Source organism: Streptomyces sp. NPDC006643 (assembly GCF_042870175.1).
Taxonomy (GTDB): domain Bacteria; phylum Actinomycetota; class Actinomycetes; order Streptomycetales; family Streptomycetaceae; genus Streptomyces.
The window spans coordinates 186,907-212,791 of the sequence record NZ_JBIAHA010000019.1; the positions used below are offsets into that span (position 1 = coordinate 186,907).

At 70.3% G+C, this 25,885-nt stretch carries 24 protein-coding genes and 1 pseudogene; 14 read left to right on the plus strand and 11 right to left on the minus strand.

Annotated elements, in window-relative coordinates:
• The first annotated feature begins 7 nt into the window (after nucleotides 1–7).
• The 4 genes from ACFYNU_RS25515 to ACFYNU_RS25530 all read left to right on the plus strand — a co-directional run bounded on the left by ACFYNU_RS25515 (nucleotide 8) and on the right by ACFYNU_RS25530 (nucleotide 1,855).
• Nucleotides 8–190, plus strand: coding sequence for a hypothetical protein (locus ACFYNU_RS25515; RefSeq protein ID WP_356588653.1), 183 nt, complete (start codon nucleotides 8–10; stop codon nucleotides 188–190).
• 156 nt (nucleotides 191–346) lie between these two features.
• Nucleotides 347–832 carry a BlaI/MecI/CopY family transcriptional regulator gene (locus ACFYNU_RS25520; protein WP_388767320.1) on the plus strand — a complete coding sequence of 162 codons (486 nt, stop codon included), beginning with the start codon at nucleotides 347–349 and terminating at the stop codon, nucleotides 830–832.
• Between the two features lie 9 nt (nucleotides 833–841).
• Nucleotides 842–1,375: an amino-acid N-acetyltransferase gene (locus ACFYNU_RS25525; protein WP_356588649.1), complete on the plus strand. Its 534-nt coding sequence runs from the start codon at nucleotides 842–844 to the stop codon at nucleotides 1,373–1,375.
• Nucleotides 1,376–1,519: 144 nt separating this feature from the next.
• Nucleotides 1,520–1,855: an Lsr2 family protein gene (locus ACFYNU_RS25530; protein ID WP_023539576.1), complete on the plus strand. Its 336-nt coding sequence runs from the start codon at nucleotides 1,520–1,522 to the stop codon at nucleotides 1,853–1,855.
• Here the strand turns inward: ACFYNU_RS25530 and ACFYNU_RS25535 are convergent.
• Nucleotides 1,834–2,496 carry an SCO3374 family protein gene (locus tag ACFYNU_RS25535; protein WP_356588647.1) on the minus strand — a complete coding sequence of 221 codons (663 nt, stop codon included), beginning with the start codon at nucleotides 2,494–2,496 and terminating at the stop codon, nucleotides 1,834–1,836. The genes ACFYNU_RS25530 and ACFYNU_RS25535 overlap by 22 nt on opposite strands.
• Nucleotides 2,497–2,948: 452 nt before the next feature.
• On the opposite strand from ACFYNU_RS25535, the gene ACFYNU_RS25540 reads away from it, so the two are divergent.
• Complete coding sequence (locus tag ACFYNU_RS25540; RefSeq protein WP_356588645.1) at nucleotides 2,949–5,480, plus strand: ATP-dependent Clp protease ATP-binding subunit; 2,532 nt, start codon at nucleotides 2,949–2,951, stop codon at nucleotides 5,478–5,480.
• A gap of 551 nt (nucleotides 5,481–6,031) precedes the next feature.
• Nucleotides 6,032–6,703: a M23 family metallopeptidase gene (locus ACFYNU_RS25545; RefSeq protein WP_356588643.1), complete on the plus strand. Its 672-nt coding sequence runs from the start codon at nucleotides 6,032–6,034 to the stop codon at nucleotides 6,701–6,703.
• On the opposite strand, the gene ACFYNU_RS25550 is transcribed toward ACFYNU_RS25545, so the two are convergent.
• The gene (locus tag ACFYNU_RS25550; protein WP_356588641.1) at nucleotides 6,693–7,271 is read right to left on the minus strand and encodes a TetR/AcrR family transcriptional regulator; all 579 of its coding nucleotides are present in this window, start codon (nucleotides 7,269–7,271) and stop codon (nucleotides 6,693–6,695) included. The genes ACFYNU_RS25545 and ACFYNU_RS25550 overlap by 11 nt on opposite strands.
• Nucleotides 7,272–7,409: 138 nt before the next feature.
• Here ACFYNU_RS25550 and ACFYNU_RS25555 point away from each other — a divergent pair, with 138 nt between their 5' ends.
• The 3 genes from ACFYNU_RS25555 to ACFYNU_RS25565 all read left to right on the plus strand — a co-directional run bounded on the left by ACFYNU_RS25555 (nucleotide 7,410) and on the right by ACFYNU_RS25565 (nucleotide 10,130).
• The gene (locus ACFYNU_RS25555) at nucleotides 7,410–9,002 is read left to right on the plus strand and encodes an MDR family MFS transporter (RefSeq protein WP_356588639.1); all 1,593 of its coding nucleotides are present in this window, start codon (nucleotides 7,410–7,412) and stop codon (nucleotides 9,000–9,002) included.
• 145 nt (nucleotides 9,003–9,147) lie between these two features.
• Nucleotides 9,148–9,561 carry a helix-turn-helix transcriptional regulator gene (locus ACFYNU_RS25560; RefSeq protein ID WP_356588930.1) on the plus strand — a complete coding sequence of 138 codons (414 nt, stop codon included), beginning with the start codon at nucleotides 9,148–9,150 and terminating at the stop codon, nucleotides 9,559–9,561.
• A gap of 122 nt (nucleotides 9,562–9,683) precedes the next feature.
• Complete coding sequence (locus ACFYNU_RS25565; protein WP_356588928.1) at nucleotides 9,684–10,130, plus strand: VOC family protein; 447 nt, start codon at nucleotides 9,684–9,686, stop codon at nucleotides 10,128–10,130.
• Between the two features lie 56 nt (nucleotides 10,131–10,186).
• Here ACFYNU_RS25565 and cseC read toward each other — a convergent pair whose 3' ends face one another.
• The 6 genes and pseudogenes from cseC to ACFYNU_RS25595 all read right to left on the minus strand — a co-directional run.
• Entirely contained in the window at nucleotides 10,187–11,500 is a 1,314-nt protein-coding gene (cseC, locus tag ACFYNU_RS25570) for a two-component system sensor histidine kinase CseC (RefSeq protein ID WP_356588637.1), read from the minus strand.
• On the minus strand, nucleotides 11,497–12,201 hold the full coding sequence (gene cseB, locus ACFYNU_RS25575) for a two-component system response regulator CseB (protein ID WP_356588635.1): 705 nt from the start codon (nucleotides 12,199–12,201) through the stop codon (nucleotides 11,497–11,499). Before cseB ends, cseC begins: the two co-directional genes overlap by 4 nt.
• A gap of 19 nt (nucleotides 12,202–12,220) precedes the next feature.
• Entirely contained in the window at nucleotides 12,221–12,877 is a 657-nt protein-coding gene (locus ACFYNU_RS25580) for a hypothetical protein (RefSeq protein WP_356588633.1), read from the minus strand.
• Between the two features lie 230 nt (nucleotides 12,878–13,107).
• Complete coding sequence (locus ACFYNU_RS25585; protein WP_356588631.1) at nucleotides 13,108–13,728, minus strand: SigE family RNA polymerase sigma factor; 621 nt, start codon at nucleotides 13,726–13,728, stop codon at nucleotides 13,108–13,110.
• Nucleotides 13,729–14,107: 379 nt separating this feature from the next.
• Nucleotides 14,108–15,019, minus strand: a complete 912-nt coding sequence (locus tag ACFYNU_RS25590; RefSeq protein ID WP_356588629.1) for an A/G-specific adenine glycosylase — start codon at nucleotides 15,017–15,019, stop codon at nucleotides 14,108–14,110.
• 750 nt (nucleotides 15,020–15,769) lie between these two features.
• Nucleotides 15,770–16,399 (minus strand): annotated as a pseudogene (locus ACFYNU_RS25595) (phosphatase PAP2 family protein); the annotation flags it as partial.
• Between the two features lie 189 nt (nucleotides 16,400–16,588).
• On the opposite strand from ACFYNU_RS25595, the gene ACFYNU_RS25600 reads away from it, so the two are divergent.
• Nucleotides 16,589–17,443: a hypothetical protein gene (locus tag ACFYNU_RS25600; RefSeq protein ID WP_356588926.1), complete on the plus strand. Its 855-nt coding sequence runs from the start codon at nucleotides 16,589–16,591 to the stop codon at nucleotides 17,441–17,443.
• A 100-nt stretch (nucleotides 17,444–17,543) separates the two neighbouring features.
• Here ACFYNU_RS25600 and disA read toward each other — a convergent pair whose 3' ends face one another.
• On the minus strand, nucleotides 17,544–18,677 hold the full coding sequence (gene disA / locus ACFYNU_RS25605; protein ID WP_356588627.1) for a DNA integrity scanning diadenylate cyclase DisA: 1,134 nt from the start codon (nucleotides 18,675–18,677) through the stop codon (nucleotides 17,544–17,546).
• 44 nt (nucleotides 18,678–18,721) lie between these two features.
• On the minus strand, nucleotides 18,722–20,134 hold the full coding sequence (radA, locus tag ACFYNU_RS25610; RefSeq protein WP_356588625.1) for a DNA repair protein RadA: 1,413 nt from the start codon (nucleotides 20,132–20,134) through the stop codon (nucleotides 18,722–18,724).
• Between the two features lie 168 nt (nucleotides 20,135–20,302).
• On the opposite strand from radA, the gene ACFYNU_RS25615 reads away from it, so the two are divergent.
• Nucleotides 20,303–22,102: a hypothetical protein gene (locus ACFYNU_RS25615; protein WP_356588623.1), complete on the plus strand. Its 1,800-nt coding sequence runs from the start codon at nucleotides 20,303–20,305 to the stop codon at nucleotides 22,100–22,102.
• A 181-nt stretch (nucleotides 22,103–22,283) separates the two neighbouring features.
• Here the strand turns inward: ACFYNU_RS25615 and ACFYNU_RS25620 are convergent, their stop codons facing one another.
• Nucleotides 22,284–23,111, minus strand: coding sequence for a hypothetical protein (locus ACFYNU_RS25620; RefSeq protein ID WP_356588621.1), 828 nt, complete (start codon nucleotides 23,109–23,111; stop codon nucleotides 22,284–22,286).
• A 39-nt stretch (nucleotides 23,112–23,150) separates the two neighbouring features.
• Between ACFYNU_RS25620 and ACFYNU_RS25625 the strand changes: the two genes are divergently transcribed.
• From ACFYNU_RS25625 to ACFYNU_RS25635, 3 genes are all read left to right on the plus strand, one after another.
• A complete protein-coding gene (locus tag ACFYNU_RS25625; protein WP_356588619.1) occupies nucleotides 23,151–24,089 on the plus strand; it encodes a Ppx/GppA phosphatase family protein in 939 nt (312 codons plus the stop codon).
• Between the two features lie 193 nt (nucleotides 24,090–24,282).
• Complete coding sequence (locus ACFYNU_RS25630) at nucleotides 24,283–25,197, plus strand: sugar phosphate isomerase/epimerase (protein ID WP_356588617.1); 915 nt, start codon at nucleotides 24,283–24,285, stop codon at nucleotides 25,195–25,197.
• Nucleotides 25,194–25,805, plus strand: coding sequence for a TetR family transcriptional regulator (locus ACFYNU_RS25635; RefSeq protein WP_356588615.1), 612 nt, complete (start codon nucleotides 25,194–25,196; stop codon nucleotides 25,803–25,805). Before ACFYNU_RS25630 ends, ACFYNU_RS25635 begins: the two co-directional genes overlap by 4 nt.
• The last annotated feature ends 80 nt before the right edge of the window (nucleotides 25,806–25,885 follow it).

Here is a 25,885-nt window from a genome sequence, read left to right on the forward strand (position 1 = left end):
TTGGGCCATGGACTACGTATCCGCTCTCGTGCCGCCCGTGGTGATGGCCGCTTTCTTCATCGGTCTGGTCGTGACGATCGTCAAGAGCCAGGGCGGGGACAACAAGGCCAAGGAGGACGCGGCCGTGGACGCGGCGATCGCCCGCGCCGAGGCCGTGGAGCAGCAGGGCGGCAGCCCCTCCGGCGCCTGACGCTCCCGGCGCCGCCGGCCGGGTTGCCGTAGATCAGGACGTACGACTTCCGCCACGTCGTACGTCCTTTTTGTAACGTCAATAACCGGCCATTCGGACATCGCGCACTATGGTGACGATGTGCCCCGCCAATTGGGAGACCTGGAAGACGCCGTCATGAGTCGCGTCTGGCAATGGAACCGTCCGGTCACCGTCCGGGAAGTCCTCGAAGACCTTCAGCGGGAACGGTCCATCGCCTACACGACCGTGATGACCGTAATGGACAATCTCCATCAGAAGGGCTGGGTGCGCAGGGAAGTCGACGGCCGCGCCTATCGATATACGGCGGTCTCCACCCGCGCCGCCTACGCCGCCGCGCTGATGAACGAAGCCTGGTCGAAGAGCGACAACCCGGCGGCTGCCCTTGTCGCCTTCTTCGGGATGATGTCGCCGACACAGCGCGACGCCCTGGAGGACGCCGTCCGTATGGTGCGCCGCGACCGGCCGGAAGTGATCCCCGAGGCCGCGCCCGAGACCACCCCGGAGTCGGCATCGGAGTCGGCATCGGAAGCCACCCGGGAAGCCGCCCCCGAAGTGCCGCCCGAAGTGCCGGGCGAAGTCCCGTCCGAGGGCGCCGACCGAGAGCATCCGGCGGGGCGATAGCGTCCAGTCATGTCCTCTGGGGATCCGAAAGCCGCGGCAAATGCCATCACCGTCCGGCGGGCCAGGACGAGCGATGTGTCCGCGGTCCGCCGTCTCGTCGACCCGTACGTGAGCGAAGGCATCCTGCTCGACAAAGCGACGGTGACTCTTTACGAGGACATCCAGGAGTTCTGGGTCGCCGAACGCGACGACGACGCGACCGTCATCGGCTGCGGCGCACTCCATGTGATGTGGGAAGACCTCGCCGAAGTGCGCACACTCGCGGTGGATCCCCGGTTCCGGGGCGACGGTGTCGGACGCCATGTGCTCGACAAGTTGTTGCAGACCGCCCGGTGGCTCGGTGTGCGGCGCGTATTCTGTCTGACCTTCGAAGTCGACTTCTTCATCAAGCACGGCTTCGTGGAGATCGGTGAGACTCCTGTCGACGGAGATGTCTACAGCGAGCTGCTGCGTTCCTATGACGAGGGTGTCGCCGAGTTCCTCGGTCTCGAACGGGTGAAGCCGAACACCTTGGGTAACAGCCGGATGCTTCTGCACCTGTGAGCGGCTGAAGAACCCGGAACCCTATGTCCGAATCGCGCACGTTTCCCGTGTTCTTGTGCTACAGAACCTCTCCCGAGGGTTTGTGTTTTCCTGAGAAAAGCGGTTTCCTTTCGGCGTACTGCATTTTCGATGAAAGGAAAACCGGTGGCACAGAAGGTTCAGGTCCTTCTTGTTGACGACCTCGACGGTGGCGAGGCCGACGAGACCGTCACGTTCGCGCTGGACGGCAAGACCTACGAGATCGACCTCACGAACGCGAATGCCGACAAGCTCCGTGGGCTGCTCGACCCGTACACCAAGAGTGGCCGTCGCACCGGTGGCCGCGCCGCCGGTGGCCGTGGCAAGGGCCGCGCCGCCGCGGGTGGGAACAAGGACACCGCGGAAATTCGCAAGTGGGCCAAGGAGAACGGCTACAGCGTCAACGATCGCGGTCGCGTTCCGGCCGAGATCCGCGAAGCCTACGAGAAGGCCAACGGCTGAGATTTCGTACCCGTCGATTCTCCACGAAGCAATCGGGCCCGGTGGCACTCCGTCGCCGCCGTGTCCACGAGTCGAACGAGATCGGGGACACCCCCACCCCTGTCCCCGAGTCCGGCACTGCCTCCGGGTCCGTGTCCGAAATGAGTGAGAGCCGGCAACGTCGGTTCCACCTCGCGTCCCGGCTCGGGGGGCCGCAGCCACATGGCGGCCCCCTGCTCCGCCCCCGGGCGCCCGCCGCCCGTTCCGCCTCGCGGCGGAGCCCCGGTCGGCCCTCGCGGCCTTCCCGGTGGCTCCGGAGCGGTCATCCGGCCGCCGGTGCCCACAGCGGTCAGATCGAGCGCGACGCCGCCCCACTCCAGCCAGTCGAGCAGCCCCGGCAGTTCGTCCGCGCCGCCCGCGGCCACCAGCAGCCGCATCCGGCCCGCCACCAGGGCCACCGGACCCGTCCCGGCCGCGTCGATCCGCCGCAGCACCGCGGCGCCCGCGTCGGCCGGCAGTTCCAGTACGTCGAAGCGGAGCCCGGTCAGCAGCGCGACGGGTGGTCCCGCCGCCGTGGCCCAGCCCAGCTCGTGCTCGTACCAGAAGGCGCTGCCGCCTTCGGACGGCAGCGGCGCACGGGGGAGCGGGACGGGAAGAGCCATGCACGGACCAACTCCCCGTCCGGGCTTTGGGTTACGCAGTGTTGATTCGCCCTCGCTCTATGTGTTCGCGGTGGGGGCGTGCGGAAGCATTCGGGAGTGCAAGGGTGTTCGCCCGTAGCGGAGCGAACCCGGGTGCGCCGCATGGACTGTCAGTGCTTACGGGTAAGACATTCCTAGTGGGGAGGGGCGACACGCGGTCCGGGACGTCTCACGTTCGCCATCGGCGTACCGATAGCGGGGGTATCTGTCTGGCCTGCGGGAACATCGTCTCGCACCATCAGGTTGGAGCAGGTGTCGGCTGTTCGTGAGGAAAGTTCGCCGCCGACGGCGGGGTGATCACGGCGGATGTCGGCAGTTGGAATGAGCGGTCCCCGCTTGCGGGACTAAGCTGCGGAAGGACAGGGAGGGGACCGACCCCTTTACTGCCTGACCGCTCTGAGGAGCGATTAACGATGTTCGAGAGGTTCACCGACCGCGCGCGGCGGGTTGTCGTCCTGGCTCAGGAAGAAGCCCGGATGCTCAACCACAACTACATCGGCACCGAGCACATCCTCCTGGGCCTTATCCACGAGGGTGAGGGTGTCGCCGCTAAGGCCCTGGAGAGCCTCGGGATTTCGCTCGAGGCGGTCCGCCAGCAGGTGGAGGAGATCATCGGGCAGGGCCAGCAGGCTCCGTCCGGCCACATCCCCTTCACGCCCCGTGCCAAGAAGGTCCTGGAGCTGTCGCTCCGCGAGGCCCTTCAGCTCGGCCACAACTACATCGGCACCGAGCACATCCTGCTCGGCCTGATCCGCGAGGGCGAGGGCGTCGCCGCCCAGGTCCTCGTGAAGCTGGGCGCCGATCTCAACCGGGTGCGGCAGCAGGTCATCCAGCTGCTCTCCGGCTACCAGGGCAAGGAGGCCGCCACCGCCGGCGGCCCGGCCGAGGGCACCCCCTCGACCTCCCTCGTCCTGGACCAGTTCGGCAGGAATCTCACCCAGGCGGCCCGCGAATCCAAGCTCGACCCGGTCATCGGGCGCGAGAAGGAGATCGAGCGGGTCATGCAGGTGCTGTCCCGCCGTACGAAGAACAACCCGGTTCTCATCGGCGAGCCCGGCGTCGGCAAGACGGCGGTCGTCGAGGGACTGGCGCAGGCCATCGTCAAGGGCGAGGTGCCCGAGACCCTCAAGGACAAGCACCTCTACACCCTGGACCTCGGCGCCCTGGTCGCGGGCTCCCGCTACCGAGGTGACTTCGAGGAGCGCCTGAAGAAGGTCCTCAAGGAGATCCGCACCCGCGGCGACATCATCCTGTTCATCGACGAGCTCCACACCCTGGTGGGTGCGGGCGCCGCCGAGGGCGCGATCGACGCGGCTTCGATCCTGAAGCCCATGCTCGCCCGTGGAGAGCTCCAGACCATCGGTGCGACGACGCTCGACGAGTACCGCAAGCACCTGGAGAAGGACGCCGCGCTGGAGCGCCGCTTCCAGCCCATCCAGGTGGCCGAGCCGTCGCTCCCGCACACCATCGAGATCCTCAAGGGCCTGCGGGACCGTTACGAGGCGCACCACCGCGTGTCCATCACGGACTCCGCGCTCGTGGCCGCCGCGACGCTCGCCGACCGCTACATCTCGGACCGCTTCCTGCCGGACAAGGCGATCGACCTGATCGACGAGGCCGGCTCACGGATGCGCATCCGCCGGATGACCGCTCCGCCGGACCTCCGCGAGTTCGACGAGAAGATCGCGAACGTCCGCCGCGACAAGGAGTCGGCCATCGACTCCCAGGACTTCGAGAAGGCAGCTTCGCTCCGCGACAAGGAGAAGCAGCTGCTGGCCGCGAAGACCAAGCGGGAGAAGGAGTGGAAGGCCGGCGACATGGACGTCGTCGCCGAGGTGGACGAGGAGCTGATCGCCGAGGTCCTGGCGACCGCCACGGGCATCCCGGTCTTCAAGCTCACCGAGGAGGAGTCCTCGCGACTGCTCCGTATGGAGGACGAGCTCCACAAGCGCGTCATCGGCCAGAAGGACGCCATCAAGGCGCTCTCCCAGGCCATCCGGCGTACGCGGGCGGGTCTGAAGGACCCGAAGCGTCCCGGTGGCTCGTTCATCTTCGCCGGCCCCTCCGGAGTCGGTAAGACGGAGCTGTCCAAGACGCTCGCCGAATTCCTCTTCGGCGACGAGGACGCGCTGATCTCCCTCGACATGTCGGAGTTCAGCGAGAAGCACACGGTTTCGCGTCTCTTCGGTTCTCCCCCCGGATACGTGGGGTACGAAGAGGGCGGCCAGCTCACCGAGAAGGTGCGCCGGAAGCCGTTCTCCGTCGTCCTCTTCGACGAGGTCGAGAAGGCCCACCCCGATATCTTCAATTCCCTTCTCCAGATCCTGGAGGACGGTCGGCTGACCGACTCCCAGGGCCGGGTCGTGGACTTCAAGAACACGGTCATCATCATGACGACCAACCTCGGGACCAGGGACATCTCCAAGGGCTTCAACCTGGGCTTCGCCGCCCAGGGCGACACCAAGTCCAACTACGAGCGGATGAAGAACAAGGTCAACGAAGAGCTGAAGCAGCACTTCCGGCCCGAGTTCCTCAACCGTGTGGACGACACCGTCGTCTTCCACCAGCTCACCGAGGAAGACATCATTCAGATCGTCGACCTCATGGTGCACAAGGTGGACGAGCGCCTGAAGGACCGGGACATGGGCCTTGAGCTCAGCCCGAACGCCAAGGCGCTGCTCGCCAAGAAGGGCTACGACCCCGTTCTGGGCGCCCGGCCGCTGCGTCGGACGATCCAGCGCGAGATCGAGGACATCCTCTCCGAGAAGATCCTCTTCGGTGAGCTGCGCCCCGGTCACATCGTGGTCGTGGACACCGAGGGTGAGGGCGAGGAGAAGAAGTTCAGCTTCCGTGGCGAGGAGAAGTCGGCGCTGCCCGACGTCCCGCCGATCGAGCAGGCGGCCGGCGGCGCTGGTGCCGGTCCGAATCTGACGAAGGAAGCGTGAGCCGACGCTGAGCCAGGGCTGAGCCGAGACTGAGCCCAGCCAAGAGGGGTGGCCCGGGACCGTAACTGGTCCCGGGCCACCCCTCTGTCATGCCCTGCGACGGCCCTCGATCCGGCCTTTCGTGGACGCGGATCGTGCCCCTCGATACGGCCCCGGGATACCCCCGAGAAGGCCTCCGCCGTGACAAGCCGCACACCCGTTTTCCGGCCTACGACCAGGAATAGTGGTGAAGCGGCTGATTCCGGTAGGACCTTCGGAAAGGTCGGCATCGGGACCTTGGTCCTGAGGGGCCAGAAGGCCGGGGTGGCGGGGGCGGGCGCCGGGCGGGCGCCCTCCTGACGTGCGGCGAAACGGTATTTAATTCGGACATTTCGGATCGAGTGAAAGAGATGCTTCAGGTCGTCAAGGGGTCGAGTTGCCGGTGGGGCGGCTACGACGACATGTCGTAGATGGGCGGTTTGGGGTGTGATGGGCGGTCGGGTTACCAAGGTGTGGCAAGCCACCGCCCGGTGCTCCGAGTGCCGGGTCCATTGATGCCCGGAGGTTACTCAATGTCGCAGCGCACCACGCCCCGCCAGTCCACGCTCCGTACCCGTGCCGCCATCCTGGCCGCCGGACTCGGAGTGACGACGGCGCTCGGCGCGGGGGTCGCGTTCGCCGCGAACAGCAGCGGCGACGCGGGCGCCCCGGCGTCGGCCGCCGCAGCCAAGCAGGCCGGCAGCTCGGAGAAGGCGAGCGCCGCCAAGGCCGCAGACAAGGCGAAGGACAAGAAGGACAGCAAGACCAAGCGGAATCCCACCTGGGCCAAGCCGGTCTCCAAGTACACGCTGAGCGCCACCTACGGCACCGGCGGCGGTATGTGGGCCAGCAAGCACTCGGGCCAGGACTTCGCCGTCAACGTCGGTACGAACGTGAAGGCCGTCCACACGGGCACCGTCGTCAAGGCCGGCCCGAACGGCGCCGGTGACGGTCCCGCGTACGGCAACGCGATAGTCGTCAAGCACGGCACCGGCTCGTCCGCGAAGTACTCGCAGTACGCCCACCTGTCCAAGGTGAAGGTGCACATCGGCCAGAAGGTCGACAAGGGCCAGAGCATCGCGCTCTCCGGCAACACCGGTAATTCGAGCGGCCCGCACCTGCACTTCGAGATCCGTACGACCCCGAACTACGGCAGCGCGCTCAACCCGGTGAACTTCCTGCGCGACGCGGGCGTCACTCTGTGACCCCCTGAGCCCGTACCAGCAGCTCGGTGGCGACCTCGAGGATGGCTTCACGCTTCTCCTCGGGGTCGCCTTCGACGTCCCTCAGCGCGCGCATGCCGGCGTGCATCGTGAAGAGCGCGCTGAAGCAGCGCACGTGGTCGGCCAGCGTGCCGTCGGGCTGCTGAAGCAGCTCGGTCAGGCGCAGTGTGCGTTCCTTGAAGGTGTCTCCCACGCTCAGGTCGCGCATCGTCGCCTGGTTCTCCTGGATGAAGCGGAACAGGGGCGCGGCGTTGCCGAGGGCGTCGTGGTAGCGGTGCAGGATCTCCTTCTTGACCTCCAGCGTCGGCGGCTGGGTCTCGCCCCAGGCGATCAGCTCGTCGATCGGCCGGGCCAGGTCCTGGAAGAGACCGACCACGATGTCTTCCTTGGTCTTGAAGTGGTAGTAGAGCGCTGCCTTGGTGACATCCAGGTGCTCGGCGATCTCTCGTAGCGAGGTCTTCTCGTACCCCTGTTCGGCGAAGAGTTCCAGCGCGACGTCCTGGATGCGCTGGCGGGTGTCGCTCCGACGCGGCTGCCCTGTGCTGCCCATGACTGCTCTCCCCGAGCTTACTTACTTGACGACCGGCTAGTGGCAGGTCTACTTTCCCCAGTGTACTTACTTGCCGGTCGGCAAGTAAGTAGCGGTACAGAACCAGGAAACAGACCAGAAATCAGGGGAGTGGGGGCCATGTCGCTCGACACGGCAGTGGGGTCGGAACCCAAGAAGAAGGCGGAGCCGCAACCGCGAAGCGTGCGTGTGGTGCTGCTCGCGCTCATGATCGCGATGCTGCTCGCCATGCTGGACAACATGATCGTCGGCACCGCGATGCCGACCATCGTCGGCGAGCTGGGCGGACTGGAGCACCTGTCCTGGGTGGTCACCGCGTACACCCTCGCCACCGCCGCGTCGACCCCGATCTGGGGCAAGATCGGCGACATGTACGGGCGGAAGAAGATCTTCCTGCTCTCGATCGTCATCTTCCTCATCGGCTCCGCGCTCAGCGGCATGGCCCAGGACATGGGCCAGCTCATCGGCTTCCGTGCCATCCAGGGCCTGGGCGCCGGCGGGCTCATGGTCGGTGTCATGGCGATCATCGGTGACCTCATCCCGCCCCGGGAGCGCGGTAAGTACCAGGGCATGATGGCCGGCGTCATGGCCCTCGCCATGATCGGCGGACCGCTGGTCGGCGGCACCATCACCGACCACCTCGGCTGGCGCTGGAGCTTCTACATCAACCTCCCGCTCGGTGCCGTCGCCCTCGCGATGATCGTGACCGTGCTGCACCTGCCCGCCGTGGAGCGGACCAAGAGCAAGGTCGACTATCTCGGCGCGGCCCTCCTGACGGTCGGCATCACCTCGATCGTGCTGGTCACCACCTGGGGCGGTACGGAGTACGCGTGGAGCTCCGCGGTGATCATGGAGCTGATCGCCATCGGCGTCGTCACGCTCGTCGCGTTCGTGTACGTGCAGACCAAGGCGCCCGAGCCGATCCTGCCGCTGCACATATTCCGCAACCGCAACTTCAGCCTGATGCAGGTGATCGGCTTCCTGACCGGCTTCGTCATGTTCGGAGCCGTCCTCTTCCTGCCGCTCTACCAGCAGTCCGTGCAGGGCGCCTCGGCGACCAACTCCGGTCTGCTGCTCCTGCCGATGCTCCTGTCGATGATGGTCGTCTCGCTGATCGCGGGCCGGGTCACCACCAACACCGGCAGGTACAAGATCTTCCCCATCATCGGCAGCGCCCTGATGGTCGTCGGCCTCTTCCTGCTCGCGCAGATGGACATCGACACCTCCCGGCTCACCTCCGGCGTCTACATGGCCGTCCTCGGCGCCGGTATGGGCTTCCTGATGCAGATCACGATGCTCGTGGCGCAGAACAGCGCCGAGCCCCGGGACATGGGCGTCGCCTCGTCCTCCACCACCCTCTTCCGTACGCTCGGAAGCTCCTTCGGCGTCGCCATCATGGGCGCGCTGTTCACCAGCAAGGTGCAGGAGGAGATGGCGGCGCGCGGCGGTGACGCGGTGACGCAGAAGTCCGCGCAGCTCGACGCGGCGAGCCTGGAGAAGCTGCCGGACGCGGCGCGTGAGGCGTACCAGATCGCGGTGTCGTCCGGTACGCACGTGGCCTTCGTGCTGGCCGGTGCGGTCGCGGTGATCGGCTTCCTCGCGGCGTTCTTCGTCAAGGAGGTCCCGCTGCGGGGCGCGGGTCCCGAGAAGGCGGGCGCGGGCGGCAAGGGCGGGGCACCGGCCACCGAGAACACGGCGGCGCAGTCCGCTTAAACGCTTTACCGGGCGCCCTGTGGACAGCGGGGAGCCGATGTCGGTGCGGCGTGCCAGCATCGAAGACGTGGACAGTACACAAGCAGGCCGGCCGCCGCAGGTGCCCCTCACGCACCTGCGGCAGCTGCGTCTGGCCAAGGACGCCATGGACCGCGACTGGGCCGACCCCCTTGACCTGGACGCGGTGGCCGCCCACGCCGGGTATTCGCGTTATCACTTCGTGCGCGCCTTCAAGGCGGTGTACGGGCAGACGCCCGGCCGTTATCTCTCCCGCAGGCGCATAGAGCGCGCCGAGGAGCTGCTGCGCTCGGCGAATCTCAGCGTCACCGAGATCTGCACACTCGTCGGCTTCAGCAGCCTCGGCACGTTCTCGAAGCGCTTCAAGGAGCAGACCGGCAGCACCCCGAGTGCGTACCGCGCCAAGCACGCGGGCCGGGGGGCCGCTCTCATACCGGGGTGTTACGCGCTGCTGTGGGCCGGTGGCTTCCCGTCCCGGGACGCCGGCCCAGCGGCCTCCGACCGGCCAGGTGAGGACCGCAATTCTGGAGAAGCCCCGTGACGCCGCTCCTGTCTACGGTGAATGAGGAAGCACGGCCCGCCCCCGCGAGCGGGCCGCGCACGGCACATCTCGCCGCGTACGGCACATCGCCGCGTACGGCACATCTCTCCGAGGAGCACGACATGATCAAGGGTCTCGCCATCTCCACCGTCTGGGTGCTCGACCAGGACCGGGCCAAGGAGTTCTACGTCGACAAGCTCGGCCTGGAGGTCCGCACGGACATGACCCTCGGCGAGGGAGGGATGCGCTGGCTGACGGTCGGTGCCAAGGACCAGCCCGATGTGGTGCTGACCTTGATGCTGCCGGGCGGGCCCGCGGCGGACGAGGAGTCCGCCGCCGCGATCAGGACGCTGGTCAGCAAGGGCATGCTCGGCGCGGGGGTGCTCGCCACGGACGACATCCACGGGGACTACGAGAAGCTGAAGGCCAAGGGCGTGGAGTTCCTCCAGGAGCCGCAGGAGCGGCCGTACGGCACGGAGGCGATCTTCCGCGACGACTCGGGGAACTGGTTCTCGTTCACCCAGGCCAAGGAGGGGGACCTCGACCTGGAGAAGGAATGGTCCTCGTGACCGGGGTCAGGAGCGGGAGCGGCGTCTGACACCCTCGCTCGCCCGTCCTTGGGCCGTCAGTCCGGGAATTCGATCATCGGGAAGCTGCCCGTCGTCGTTGGGGCGTGCTCGGGGAGCCAGAGGACCGCGATGGCGCCGCCCGACTCGTCCTGGCCGGCGGTCACGCTCTCCGGCGACGCGTTGCGGAAGGTCAGCCTCGCCCCGAGGACGCGCGCCTGACCGGCGGCGATGGTCAGCCCGAGACCGTGGCCGTGCCCGGCGCGGTCGCTCGCGCCCGTACGGAACCGGCTCGGCCCGTCGCGCAGCAGGGCGTCGGGGAAGCCGGGACCGTGGTCGCGTACGCGCACCACCCGGCCCTCGACGGTCACCTCGACCGGTGTGCCGCCGTGCTTGGCCGCGTTGGCCAGGAGATTGCCGAGGATGCGCTCCAGTCGGCGCGGATCGGTGCTCACCCACGAGTCGTGCACGACCTGGATCCGTACGTCGGGATCGAGCAGGGCCACCCGCCTGCTGACGAACTCGCCGAGCGCGATCTCCTGTAGCTCGGCGCGTTCCGAGGCGCTGTCGAGACGTGCGACTTCGAGGACGTCCTCGACCAGCGTCCGCATGGCCTGTGCGCGGTCCCGCACCAGCTCGGTGGGGCGGCCGGGCGGCAGCAGCTCGGCCGCCGTCAGCAGGCCCGTCACGGGCGTCCGCAGCTCGTGCGCGATGTCGGCGGTGACCCGGCGCTCCGCCTCGATGCGCTCGTTCAGCGCGTCCGTCAGGGCGTCCACCGCGCGGGCCAGCTCGTCGGTCTCGTCCCGTACGACTCCGCCGACCGCCTCCCGTACCCGCACGTCCGTATTGCCCTGGGCGACCTTGCCCGCTGCCGCGGCGGCCTTGCGCAGCCGGCGCGAGAGCTGCCCGCCGATCAGCACGCCCAGCGCACAGCCGCCGACCACCACACAGACCGAGCCGATCAGCAGGGCCCGGTCGAGATCCTTCATGATCGTCGCCGAGCGGTCGGCGAACTTGCTGTTCAGGGAGAGCACACCGCTCTCCACCGGTACGGCCGCCCAGACGTCGGGCGTCCCGTCCGCGGAGTCACGCACAAAGGTCGCGCGCCTGCCCTGCTGCACCTTTTTCCGCAGGTCGTCGGGGAGCGCGGGGTCGTTCAGCTTCGTGCCGAACTTCAGCTCGTGCGTCGAGTCGTACATACGCTGGGCGAACAGCAGCCGCTCCAGCTGTACCTCACGGGCGTTGTCCAGCATCGAGAGCTGAGCCGCGTTGTGCACGACAAGGCTCAGCGCCATCGCGGTGAGGGCGCCGACCGCCGCGATCGCGATGCTGATCTTCCACCGGACGCCGGTGCGCAGGGCGAACCGTTTCATGCCTTGAGCTTGTAGCCGAAGCCGCGGACCGTCTCGATCCGGTCCTGTCCGATCTTCGTGCGCAGCCGCTGCACATGGACATCCACCACGCGCGTGTCACCGCCCCAGCCGTAGTCCCAGACGCGTTCGAGCAGCTTGTCACGGGACAGGACGGTGCCGGGCGCGGCCGAGAACTCGATCAGCAGCCGCATCTCGGTCGGCGTCAGCGCCACCGGCTCACCCCCTTTGCGTACCTCCATGCCCTCCGTGTCGATCTCCAGATCGCCGAAGGACCGCGCGCCGTGCTCGTCCGCCCGGTCCTGCCCGGCCAGCTCACCGGCGGGACCGCCCGCATGCCCGAAGCGGCGCAGCACGGCGCGGATCCGGGCGACCAGCACCGCGCCGTCGAAGGGCTTGGTCACGTAGTCGTCGGCCCCCGCCTCCAGGCCCAGCACCACATCGATCGAGTCGGCGCGCGCCGACAGCATGATCACGGGGACGGTCGACTCGTCCCTGATCCGGCGGCAGAGGCTGACACCGTCGAGGCCCGGCACCATCACGTCGAGCAGCGCGATGTCCGGCCGGTCGGCCCGGAACGCCTCCAGACCGGAGAGGCCGTCCGGCATGGCGGTCACCGTGAAGCCGTCGCGTTCCAGCGCGAGCTGGGTGGCCTCGCGGATCACGTCGTCGTCCTCGACGAACAGGACATGGGTCTCGGCCATCCGGCGGTTCTCAGCTCTCTCAGTCGTCGGTCGGTGCGGCGGACGGCGCCGGCAAGGAGTCCACGGGACCGCTGCCGACCGCGCCGCTGTAGTTGTTGCGCACCCGGTAGCGCTCGGTGAATCTCGTGTCGGCCCAGCTGTAGGTCACGACGTCCTCGCCGGACGGATACGCCACGGGGTCGCCCTTCGCGTACACCTGGCGGGTCACCACCAGCTCACCACGGTCGATCGTGGCGTACACGGCGGGTTCCTCGGCGACGAAGACGTTCTCGTAGCGGTGGTCCTGGTCGGACTCACGGTAGACGTATGTGCCAAGGCCCACGGCGTCGTCGCAGGTCATCACGTTGACCACCACGTCGGGCGCGCTGCCGCCGGTCAGATTCCCGTACGAGGTGTCCACCGGGTAGGCGTCCGCGGAGCACGGCTTGAGGTCGGCCTTGACCTGTTCGCTCACCTTGGGGTCCCGCTGGAGCAGGGCCACCGGGTCGATGTCCTTGGCCGGTGCGGCCGACGACTCCGAGGTCGGCGGCGAGACGGGTTCGGCGGTGGCGACGACCGCCGCGCCCTCGTCTCTCGTGCCCGTCGTGCTCGTGGAGCAGCCGATGGCGAACACGCCGAAGGCGAGGAGCGCGGCCAGCGCCACACCGCCGGTGGCGGTGGTCGCTGACAGCGTCATCCTCTTCCCGTTCAGCCACCGGCCCGGTGTGGAGCCGTCGGCCTCGGGCTGTTCGTGCTCCGGCTGCCTGATCGCCGGTTGGGCGTTCGTCGGTCGGCCGTGTGCCGGTGGGTGGTTCACCGGTGGGTGGTTCACCCGTGGGTGGTTCGCCGGTGGGTCGTCCGTGCCGCCGGCCGTCGGTGTCCGACGGCCGGCTCTTCTCGGCGCGGGCGTGCCGTCTCTGTCGCGCTTCAGGCCGCGCACCGCTCCTGCCCCCGTCCGTCGCGACGATAACCAGCACGCTTCGGCGCCAGGGCGCGCGGTGCGTGGTGCTCGGCCTGCCGGTTCCCCGGCGCCCGGCGCTCGGTGTCGCGGCGCTCCAGCTCCCGGGCCTCCAGCTCCTCGCGGAGTTTGGCGAGCGCCCGGTGCAGCGTGCTCTTCACCGTACCGGTAGACATTCCGAGCGCCGCCGCCGTCTCCTCCGTACTCATCTGCTCCCAGTGCCGCAGCACGACGACGCTGCGCTGCTTCGGGGCCAGGACCCCGAGGATGTCGATGAGCAGGGCGCGGTCGGCACGCTGCTCGGCGCCGTCCTCGACGCAGGGCTCGGGTAGCTGCTCGGTCGGTACCTCTTCGAGCTTGCGCGCCCGCCACCACTCCGTACGGGTGTTGATCATGACGCGGCGCAGATAGGCGTCGGCGAGCGACTTGTCGGCGATGCCGTCCCAGCGGCCGTACGTACGGGCCAGGGCGGTCTGGAGCAGGTCCTGGGCGTCGACGGGGTCAGGGACCAGACGCCGGGCACTACGCAGGAGAGCCTCCTGTCGAGTGCGGACGTACTCCTCGAATTCGAGCACCTCGCCGTGCGCCATGCCAACCGCCTCCCACCCCGTGAACTGCACCGTGTACCGCGCTTCTGTGGTCTTCGCTTACGTCCCAGAAGTTACGGAGGCGTTGTCACGAGGCCGTGCGCGCCAGCCGTCGGCGGGCGCACGGACATCCATCGGTTGTGTAACGGCGGGGACGGAACGGACGAATGCGCGAGGGGCGCGTGTGACGGGCGGGGCGACCGGAGAACGAACGGCCGGCCCGGTGGGGCCGGCCGAGGCGGAGCGGTGAAGTGAAGCGGTGAGGTGGAGCGGTGACATGGAGGTCACGTGGAGCGGTGGTGCGGCTCGTACGGACCAAGTCGTACGAGGTCAGACGGGTCGGTGTGGGCCGGGCCGGGTGGTGCGGTGTGGTGCGGTGCGGTCAGCTGAGCGGCAGCCGGTACAGGTCGTCGGCCATCGGCTCGACCAGCCCGTCGGCCACCAGCCCGTCCAGTGCCCTGGCCCGCTGCACCGGTTCCTCCCACACGGCGTCGAGCACCGCGAGCGGTACGGGGGCCACCGCCTCGCGCAGTACTGCGAGGAGCTTGCCCCGCACCTGGCGGTCCGTGCCCGCGTACGTCTGGCCACGGCGGGCCGGACCCTGGTGCGCCGGCTTGCCGGCCAGCCGCCAGGCGCACTTCGTGGCGATCGGGCAGCGCCCGCAGTCCTCGTTCTTCGAGGTGCACACGAGCGCGCCGAGTTCCATGGAGGCGGCGGCCCAGCGGGCCGCCGTCGGCTCGTCCACGGGCAGCAGCGCGCGGGCCAGTTTCCGTTCGGCGGCGGTGGTCGCGTTGGGCGGGTACTGGATACCGGCGGCGGCGCGCGCGAAGACACGGCGCACGTTCGTGTCGAGGACGGCGTGCCGTTGTCCGTACGCGAACGAGGCCACGGCCGCCGCCGTGTACTCGCCGATCCCGGGCAGCGCGAGCAGCTGCCCGTGCTCCCGGGGTACGTCGCCGCCGAACCGCTCCGTTATCGCCAGGGCCGCCCCGTGCAGCCGTAGCGCTCGGCGCGGATAGCCGAGTCTGCCCCAGGCGCGTACCGCTTCGCCGGGTGCCTCGGCGGCCAGGTCGGCGGGGCGCGGCCAGCGCGCGAGCCACTGTTCGTACACCGGGAGCACCCGGGCGACCGGGGTCTGCTGGAGCATGAACTCGCTGACCATCACGCCCCAGGCGCCCGTGTCGGGGCGGCGCCAGGGCAGGTCGCGGGCGTGCGCGTCGAACCACGCGATGACGGGGTCGTGAAGGGCGGCCGGGTCGGTAGCCGGCGCCGTAGTCGCAGAAGTCGCAGTCATGGCAGCACCGATCCTGGCACGTTCCGGGGTGGGGGTGGTGCAGCCGGCCGCTGTGCGCCGGGCGTCGCAGGGGGTGACGGGGGCGCGAAGGGGGCGCGTCGGGAGCCGTGCGGCACCGGCCGGCCGAGGGGAACCGGGCGTGAACCACGCGTGAATCGTGCGTGGCCCACACCTGGCGTGCGCGTGGCGCGTGCGTGGCTAGGCAGCGGATCCCCCGTGGTCGGTCGTGCCCGGGTGGCGCGATTGGCTGCGGTCCCGCTACTGGCGCCGCCGGCCGGGCCCCGTGGCCGGCCCGTTCTGCTGCTGCGCCTGCTGATCCGGCTCCGAGCCGGGCCCGGCGCCGTAGTCGGAGCCGTGATCCGATCCGTGCGCGGCCCCGTGGCCCGGTCCGTACCCCGGTCCCTGCGCGGGCCCGTGCCCCGACCCGTATCCGGATCCGTCGGCGGGCCCGTGGCCCGTCCCATATCCCGATCCGTCAGCGGACCCGTACCCCGTCCCGTATCCGGATCCGTGCGGGGACCCGTGCCCCGGTCCGTCGGCGGACGCGTGCCCCGGTCCGTACCCCGGTCCCTGCGCGGGCCCGTGCCCCGACCCGTATCCGGATCCGTCGGCAGACCCGTACCCCGACCCGTACCCGGATCCGTCAGCAGACCCGTACCCCGACCCGTACCCCGCCCCGTCAGCGGACCCATACCCCGCCCCGTACCCCGACCCCTGCGCCTGGCCCCCGCCCGCCGCCTGCGCGGTGGCCGGTGCCCAGGCCGGCTGGGGTGTCGGCCCGCGGCCCGCGAACCAGACCACCACGCCCGTACGGCTCGTCCGCATCGTCTCGATCAGTGCCCGCGCGGGGCGCGTCAGTGCCAGTACTACGAGCGTCGCGACCAGTCCGCCGAACAGCAGGCCCACCGCGACGTCGTGCGGATAGTGCACGCCGACGAAGACCCGCGAGAAGGCCGCGAAGAGCGCCAGCGGGATCGTCAGGAACGCGATCGCCCGCCAGGCGAGGGCGAGGGCGACGGCCGCCGCCGCGGCGATGGTCGAGTGGTTGCTCGGGAACGACCAGTCGCCGACCGGCGGGCAGGTCGCAAGGGACGCCGCGGCGCCCGCGACCGCGCGGCACGGCCGTTCCTCCTGCACGGCGCTCTTGAACAACTCGCTGCCCACATACGCGACGGCGGTGGCCAGCGGCCCAACTACCGCCACGGCCATGGCTCGTGAGTCCGCGGTCCGCCTCCGCCACCAACTGGCGAGGAAGAGAACCCCGAGGATCACGATCACGGCCTCCGTTCCTATCTCGACGAAGTGCCGTACCCAGGAAGGCGAGTCGTGGGCGAGATCAGTAATGTCGCGGTAAAGGCCGCTGGTGACGGAGGGGTCCATGGTCACGGACCGTACCTTCCTCGCTCCCGCTCACGCACCTTGCCATCGGCGGCCGAACCCCTGACGAAAGTGGTAAGTGGGGTCACTCCGGCGGACGTCGCGTGATGATGATCCGCAAAACTTGCGAGACGAGCGGCATATGGGGCGGGAGTTGGCCGTGAACTCTCGTAGAGTTGCGCCGTGGGATCTATGCGCAATCCGGTCGGGCCGCTTCCCTCCTCCATCTACTGGCGACGGAGGGCAGTAGCGGCGACTCTGATCGCGCTGCTCGCGTTGCTCGTCGTATGGGTCGTCACATCCGGTGGTGGTGACGGCGGAAAGAAGCGTGACGACGGCGCGAACGGTGATACGCCCGCCCCCTCGATCACCCCCGGACCGTCCGGATCCGGACCCGCCATCAGTGAACAGCCGGGCGGGCGCGACGAGTCGGACGAGACCGGCGGCGGTGGCGACGGCGGCGACCAGGGCGGTACGGACGCGGGCGCCGACGGCGGCGGTGGCGACACCGGCGGTGGCGGTACGGAAGGTTCGGCCGGTTCCGCCGGTTCCGCCGGCTCGGGTGGCTCGGCGAGCGGCGGCAGCGGTGGCGACGGCGCGGGCGGCAGCAGCACGGGCGAACAGGTGCCGGTCGGATCGAGCCTCCCCAACTGCGTGGCGAGCGCGCTGACTCTGAAGCTGGAGAGCCGGAAGGTCGCCTACGAGCCGGGCGAGAAGCCCTCGTTCAAGATCGTGGCCACCAACGGGTCGAGCAAGGACTGCAAGGCGGACCTCGGGCCGAAGTCCGTCGTGCTGACCGTCACCGACTCCGAGAGCGACGAGGTCTGGTCCTCGAAGGACTGCCCCAAGATCGGTCCGCTTCTGTTGAAGGTGCCCGCGGGCGGGACCGTCACGCGGACCGTTTCCTGGGACCTCACCCAGAGCGCCCCGCAGTGCGCCACGCCCCCGCCGGGCAAGGCCAAGCCCGGCACCTATCTGGTGGAGGCGGCGGCGCCCGCCGCGACGGTGAAGCAGGGCCAGACGTCGTTCCGCCTGGACAAGGACTGAGCGACGCACCACCGCACAACCTCCGTACGAAGAAGGGCCGCGCCACCGCTCAACGAGGGTGGCGCGGCCCTTCTCCGTACAACAGGCCCTGGTCCTCGCGTCAGACGTACCGCTCCAGGATGGACGACTCCGCCAGCCGCGACAGACCCTCGCGCACGCTGCGCGCCCGCGCCTCGCCGACCCCGTCCACGGTCTGGAGGTCGTCGACACTGGCCGCCAGCAGCTTCTGGAGCCCGCCGAAGTGCTCGACCAGCCGCTCGATGATGGCGCCCGGCAGCCTCGGCACCTTCGCCAGCAGCCGGTAACCGCGCGGCGAGACCGCCGAGTCCAGTGTCTCGGGCGAGCCGCTGTAGCCCAACGCGCGGGCCACGACGGGCAGTTCCAGCAGTTCGGTGTGGGAGAGCGCGTCCAGCTCGGTCATCGCCTCGGCGACCGTACGGGACCGCTTCGCCGTCGGCTCGGGCACATAGTCCCGTACGACCAGCTCGCGCTCGGGGTCGACGCCCGCGATCAACTCGTCGAGCTGGAGGGAGAGAAGCCGCCCGTCGGTGCCCAACTCGACCACGTACTCGGCGATTTCCGTGGCGATCCTGCGCACCATCTCCAGGCGCTGCGATACCGCCGTCACGTCCCGGACCGTCACCAGGTCCTCGATCTCCAGCGCGGAGAGTGTGCCGGCGACCTCGTCCAGCCGGAGCTTGTACCGCTCCAGCGTCGCCAGCGCCTGATTGGCGCGCGACAGGATCGCCGCCGACTCCTCCAGGACCCGGCGCTCCCCGTCCACGTACAGCGCGATCAGCCGCATCGACTGCGACACGGAGATGACGGGGAACCCGCACTGCTTCGACACCCGGTCCGCCGTGCGGTGCCGGGTGCCCGTCTCCTCGGTCGGGATGGAGGCGTCGGGGACGAGCTGGACACCGGCCCGCAGAATTTTGGTGATGTCTTTGTCGAGAATGAGCGCGCCATCGAGCTTGCACAGCTCGCGGAGCCTCGTCGCGGTGAATTCCACGTCCAGCACGAAGCCGCCCGTGCACATCGTCTCGACGGTCTTGTCCATACCGAGGACGATGAGACCGCCGGTGTTCCCCCGGAGGATCCGCTCCAGGCCGTCACGCAGCGCCATGCCGGGCGCTACGGCGCTCAGTGAGGCGCGCATCAGCGCTTCGGTGCCGGATCCACCGGAGCCACCACCGGACTTTCCGGGTGCTGCTGCCCGGTCGTTGGCTGCCACTGCACTCCTCCGGCTCGTACGGATGGGCGAGACCAGGGCAAAGTCTACCGGCGGTCCTTGCCGTCCCGTGGGGCGTCCGCCCGACCCCGGCGCGGAAGCACGCTCAGAGCGGCCCCCATGTCGGCGACTTCCGTGACCTTCATACCGGCGGGGATCCTCCCCGGATCGGTCGGGACGAGGGCGTGCGTGAAGCCCAGCCGGTGCGCCTCGGCCAGTCTCCGCTGGACGCCGGTGACCCGTCTGACCTCGCCCGCGAGGCCCACCTCGCCGATCGCGACCAGATTCGTCGGCAGCGGGGTGTCGCTCGCCGCCGAGGCCAGGGCGAGCGCGATGGCCAGGTCCGCGGCCGGCTCCGAGAGCTTCACACCGCCGACCGTCGCGCTGTAGATGTCGCGCTTGCCGAGCGCGCTGATCCGGCCGCGCTGTTCGAGGACCGCCAGCATCATCGAGACCCGGGAGGTCTCCAGGCCCGAGGTGGTGCGCCGGGGCGAGGGGATCTGCGAGTCGACCGTCAGCGCCTGCACCTCGGCGACGAGCGGGCGGCGGCCTTCGAGCGTGACCGTGAGACAGGTGCCGGGGACCGGCTCGTCCCGGCGGGTGAGGAACAGACCGGACGGGTCGGCGAGACCGGTGATGCCCTCGTCGTGCAGCTCGAAACAGCCGACCTCGTCCGTCGTCCCGTACCTGTTCTTCACCCCGCGCACCAGCCGCAGCCGCGCGTGCCGGTCGCCCTCGAAGGACAGCACGACGTCCACCAGGTGCTCCAGCAGCCGGGGGCCCGCGATGGCGCCGTCCTTGGTGACATGGCCGACGAGCAGGGTCGACATGCCCCGCTCCTTGGAGGTCCGGATGAGCGCGCCGGCGACCTCCCGGACCTGGGCCATGCCGCCGGGAGCCCCGTCGATCTCCGGCGACGCCACCGTCTGTACGGAGTCCAGGATCAGCAGCGACGGCTTGACCGCGTCGAGATGCCCGAGGACGGCGGACAGGTCCGTCTCGGCCGCGAGATAGAGATGGTCGTCGATGGCCTTGATGCGGTCCGCGCGCAGCCGCACCTGGCTCGCCGACTCCTCGCCCGTCACATAGAGAGTGCGGTGCTCGGAGCTGGCCGCCTTCGCCGCGACGTCCAGCAGCAGCGTGGACTTGCCGACGCCCGGCTCACCGGCCACCAGCACGACGGCTCCCGGCACGAGGCCGCCGCCGAGGACCCGGTCCAGCTCGTCCACGCCCGTCGAGCGCGCCGTCGCCGTCCGGCCGTCGATCTGCCCGATCGGCAGCGCCGGGGTGCTGACCCGGCCGGCCGCCGTGGTCCGTACGGCGGGTGCCCCGTACTCCTCGACGGTGCCCCAGGCCTGGCACTCGGGGCAGCGGCCGAGCCACTTGACGGTGGTCCAGCCGCACTCGGTGCAGCGGTAGGACGGCCGGTCCTTGGCGGATTTGGTACGGGCTACAGCCATGGCGCCACCGTATAGGCGACCACTGACAGTCCTTGCCGCGGTGGGCACTTCAAGGGTGCGCTTCGGGAGTCACGGGCAAGGCACGGCCGAAGCGGTCGTTTCACCCGTAAGGATTAAAAGTAGGCAAGGGTGGGGAGAGTTGTGCGCTCCCCTGTCTACCGTCGCCGGGTGACGAGCAGCAGACTGGAGCCCCCCACCTACACCACCGGCGCACACCGTGCGCCCCGTCGTGCGCCCCGAGCGGAGCAGGGGGCGGACCGGCCGCCCGTGCGGTACGAGCCGTATCTGGACGGGCTGTTCACCTACTGCCTCTCCGTGCTGTGCGACCACGACGCGGCCACCGAGGTGCTGGGCGAGGTCCTGGCCATCTCCGAGCGCCAGTACGGGCGTTGCCCGGCGGGCGACGGGGAGCGCAGGGCCTGGCTGTACGCACTCGCCCGGTGGGCCTGTCTGCGCCGGCTCGGCGAGCGGCGCGGCAGCCGCCCGGGGGCGCACGCCGTCCGTCGCGAGCCGGGCGGAGATCCCGGGGCCGGGGCGCGCACCGATGTCCCGCCGGAGGTCGCCGCACGCCGACGGCGTGAACTCGCCCTGCTGGCCTGGCCCGAGGCCGCCGGTACGACCCCCGAGCAGCGCGAAGCGCTCGAACTCGCCGTACGCCACCGGCTCCGCGCACGTGACGTCGCCGCCGTCCTGTCCATGGAGCCGCTGCCCGCCCGCGAACTGCTCAACTCCGCCGCCTGCGAGGTCGAGCGCACCAGGGCCGCGCTCGCCGTCGTGGAGACGGGCAACTGCCCCGCCGTCGCCCAGCTCACCGGCGACGACCAGGTGCTGCTCTCGTCCGCGCTCCGGCGCGAACTGGTCCGGCACGTGGACGACTGCCCGCGCTGCCGGCGCGCCGCCGAACGCGCCGAGGCGGCCGGCCCCTGGCCCGGCTCGGCCGCCTCCGCGCGCGCCGCCCGGCCCAGCTCGTCCACCTCGTCCGCCTCGTCCGGGCCGTCCTGGGCCGCGTCGCCCGCCGTCCTGCCACTGGTCGAGGCCCCCCGGGCGGCGGCGTACGGCGCCATGACGAACACTCCGCGCTCCCGTGCCACCACCCCGCGCTTCGGCCGGGACGGCTTCCCCATGGACCCCAAGGACCGCGCCGCCCGTCGCGAACGGCTGCGCGCGCGGGCCGTCACCACCACCGTCGTGGCGACCGTCGTCGCCGCGCCCGTGCTCGCCCTCTGGGCGGCGTACCGGGGCGCGCCGCCGACCGGCGAGGGGCACGACGGGACGTCGGTCAGCGCCGGTGAAGCCGAGCGGCGCGGTTCGCAGGGCGCGCATCCGTACGACAACTACGACAACTACGAGAACGCGGGGAACGCCGAGAACCGGCCCGGCGAGCCCTTCGCCACCGACGGCCGCGACCCGGACGTCTCGGTCGAGGTCATCAGCGACGGCACGGAACCGCCGTCCGCAGCGCCACGGCTCTCCGTCACGGCGGAGGCGACCGGCGACCGTACGAGGATCACGCTCACCGCGACCGGCGCCGAGCCCGTCGCCTGGTCGGCCTGGACCAGCGCGTCCTGGCTGCGGCTGAGCCGTACCTCCGGCACGCTCGCCCCCGGCAGGTCCGTCACCGTCCACGTCCACGTGGACCACGCGCGCGAGCCGTCGGGCCCGTGGCGCGCCCGTATCGGACTGACCCCGACGGGCTCGGTGGTCGCGATCAGCGGTTACGGTGCCAGGCCGCCGTCCTCGTCGCACCCGGGCCCCGGCCGCCCGACCCATCCGACCCGCCCGCCGTCCTCACCGCCACCGGCCACGGGCGGCCCGGCGCCGACCGACCCGACACCGACCGACCCCACCGACCCACCACCGGTCACGGGCGAACCGACGCCCCCGACGGACCCCCCACCGTCGTCGGCCGACCCAACCGCCCCACCGACCACCCCGGGCGGCTCGGACACACCGCCGACATCGCGCTGAGGGCGAGGGGGCGGGGGCGGGTTGCGGCCATCGGGGCGTAGCGGATCCACGCGGTCCGCAGGGACCCGGGTGGCTCGGCCGCACCGACCCGTCGGACGATCCGCCTGGCGGTGAGCCGTGAGCCGTGAGCCGTGAGCCGTGAGCCGTGAGCGGTGAGCCGTGAGCGGTGAGCCGTGAGCCGTCAGGCCGTGGGGGTCTGCGGGTCCGCCGGGTGGGGGGCCAGCAGGGGGAGCGCGCTCGCCAGACGGACCTCGCACAGTTCGACCAGCGCGTCGTACCCCGCCTTACCCATCAGTTCGGTCAGCTCCGGCGCGTACGTCTTGTACACCGGCTCGCCCGCGCCGTGCGCCGAGGTCGCCGATGTGCACCACCAGTGCAGGTCGTGGCCGCCGGGGCCCCAGCCCCGGCGGTCGTACTCGCCGATCGTCACCTGGAGCACCCGCGTGTCGTCGGGCCGCTCGATCCAGTCGTACGTACGCCGCACCGGCAGCTGCCAGCACACGTCGGGCTTCGTCTCCAGCGGCTCGCGGTCCTCCCGCAGCGCCAGGATGTGCAGCGCGCAGCCCGCGCCGCCGGCGAAGCCGGGGCGGTTCTGGAAGATGCAGGAGCCGTTCCAGCGGCGCGTCTTGCGGGCGCCCTCGTCGTCCGTCTCCGTCCAGCCGTTGTCCAGCCCCTCGCCGTGGAACTGCCACACCTCCGGCGTGAGGCGCTCCACATGCCCGGCGACCCGCTTCTCGTCGTCCTCGTCCGAGAAGTGCGCCCCCAGCGTGCAGCAGCCGTCGTCGGCGCGGCCCGCCTCGATGCCCTGGCAGCCGCTGCCGAAGATGCAGGTCCAGCGCGAGGTCAGCCAGGTCAGATCGCAGCGGAAGACCTGTTCGTCGTCCGCCGGATCGGGGAATTCCACCCACGACCGCGCGAAGTCCAGCCCCTTCTCGTCGGGCGGAATCTGCTCGTGCTGCTTCTTGGCGCGGCTGGCTTTGCCCGGCTTCGCCTTTTTCGTCTTTGGCACGGCTCCAGCGTATGTGTCTCGTCGCAGTAGCGTTCGCTCATGAGACTCGGAGTTCTCGACGTCGGTTCGAACACCGTCCACCTGCTGGCGGTCGACGCCCATCGCGGCGCGCGCCCGCTGCCCGCCCATTCCCACAAGACCGAGCTGAGACTCGCCGAACTGCTCGACGCGGACGGTGCGATCGGGCCCGAAGGCGTGGAGCGGCTGATCGCCACGATCGCCGAGGCGCTCGTGGCCGCCGAGGACAAGGGCTGTGAGGCGGTGCTGTCGTTCGCCACCTCGGCCGTGCGCGAGGCGAGCAACGCCGACCATGTACTCGCCCGGGTCAAGGAAGAGACGGACGTTGACCTCCAGGTCCTCACCGGCGACGAGGAGGCCCGGCTGACCTTCCTCGCCGCGCGCCGCTGGTTCGGCTGGTCGGCCGGGAAGCTGCTGGTCCTGGACATCGGCGGCGGCTCGCTGGAGATCGCCTACGGCATCGACGAGGAACCGGACGCCGTGGTGTCCCTGCCCCTCGGCGCCGGCCGCCTCACCGCCGGCTGGCTGCCCGGCGACCCGCCCGACCCGCAGGACGTACGGGCGCTGCGCCGCCATGTGCGGGCCCAGATCGCCCGTACCGTCGGCGAGTTCACCCGCTTCGGCGAGCCGGACCATGTCGTGGCCACCTCGAAGACCTTCCGGCAGCTGGCCCGGATCGCCGGGGCGGCCCGGTCCGCCGACGGGCTGTACGTACAGCGCGGTCTGGCCCGTAAAGCACTGGGGGAGTGGGTCCCCAAGCTGACGACGATGCCCGCAGCGCAGCGGGCCGAGCTGCCCGGTGTGTCGGAGGGGCGGGCGCCCCAGCTGCTCGCCGGCGCGCTGGTGGCGGAGGCGGTGATGGAGCTGTTCGGTGTCGAGGAGCTGGAGATCTGTCCGTGGGCGCTGCGGGAGGGCGTGATCCTGAGGCGGCTCGACCAGCTGCCGATGACGGAGGCCTGAGCACGCGAGGGTCCGGGCGGCGGGGGTCTGAGCACGCGAGGGTCCGGGCGGCGGGGGTCTGAGCACGTGAGGGTCCGGGCGGCGGGGGTCTGAGCGCCGGCCCCGCGCCTCCCAAGGAGGCCGAGCCGTTGCACACGTCACTTTCCGCTCCGGTGCCCGCGATGCCGCCCGCCGGTGCCCGTACCCTGTGTCCGTGGCAGAACCAGTGGTGCGCATCCCGGATGCGAAGGTCGCACTGTCGACGGCCTCCGTCTATCCGGAGTCCACGGCGACGGCCTTCGAGATCGCCGGGCGCCTGGGGTACGACGGCGTGGAAGTCATGGTCTGGACGGATCCCGTCAGCCAGGACATCGAGGCGCTGCGCCGCCTCTCCGACTATCACCGGGTGCCGATCCTCGCCATCCACGCCCCGTGTCTGCTGATCACACAGCGCGTCTGGTCGACCGATCCGTGGACCAAGCTCCAGCGGGCGCGGTCGGCCGCGGAGCGGCTGGGCGCCTCCACCGTCGTCGTGCATCCGCCGTTCCGCTGGCAGCGCCAGTACGCCCGCGACTTCGTCACCGGCATCTGGCGGATGGCCGACGAGACGGATGTGCGTTTCGCTGTCGAGAACATGTACCCGTGGCGCTACCGGGACCGTGAGGTGCTCGCGTACGCCCCCGACTGGGACGTGACGAAGGACGACTACCGGCACTTCACCGTCGATCTGTCGCACACAGCCACCGCCCGCTCCGACGCGATGTCCATGGTCGAGCGGATGGGCGACCGGCTGGGACACATCCATCTCGCCGACGGCAACGGCTCGGCCAAGGACGAGCATCTGGTGCCGGGACGCGGCAGCCAGCCCTGCGCGGAACTGCTCGAACGGCTGGCGGGGAGTTCCTTCGACGGCCATGTCGTCATCGAGGTCAACACGCGGCGCGCGATGTCGTCGGCCGAGCGCGAGGCGGATCTGGCGGAGGCGCTGGCCTTCACCCGGCTCCATCTGGCGTCCGCCTCCACGTCCGCCTCCACCTCCGCACCGGCCTCGGCCTCCGCGTCCGCCGCCGCCTCGTCGCCCCCGCAGCCCCGTCTGTCCCACGGCCGTCCCCGGATCCGCCGCCCATGACCGACGCGGCCCCGCGCCGCCGTGGCCGCCCCGCCCGCTCGGACGCGGACACCGGACCCGGCGCCCGTGAGCGGATCCTGGAAGCGGCCCGTACGGAATTCGCCGAGCGCGGGTACGACAAGACCTCCGTACGAGGCATCGCCAAGGTGGCCGGGGTCGACGCGGCTCTCGTGCATCACTACTTCGGTACGAAGGAAGAGGTCTTCGGCGCCGCCATCGAGGTCTCCTTCGAGCCGGCGCTGGTCATCCCCGCGCTGCTCACCGGCGGCAGGGACGGCATCGGCGAGCGCCTGGCGCGGTACTTCATCGGCGTGTGGGAGAACCCGGTGTCCCGGGCCCCGCTCCTCGCGATCGTCCGGTCCGCCCTGACGAACGACACCGCGGCGGCCATGCTGCGCAAGTTCGTACTGCGGCGTCTCCTGGAGCGGATCGCGCTCGAACTCGATGTGCCCGACCCCACCCTCCGCGCCGAGCTGGCCGCCTCCCACATGATCGGGATCGCCCTCCTGCGCTATGTGATCAAGGCGGAGCCGCTGGCCTCCGTGGAGACCGAGGAGATCGTCAGACTCGTGGCGCCCACGCTCCAGCGCTATCTGACCGAGGGCTGACCGCCTGAGGACGCCCGAGAGCCGACCGCCCCAAGGCCGACGGCCCGAAGACCGACCGCCCGAGGAGTGAGCCGCCGTCC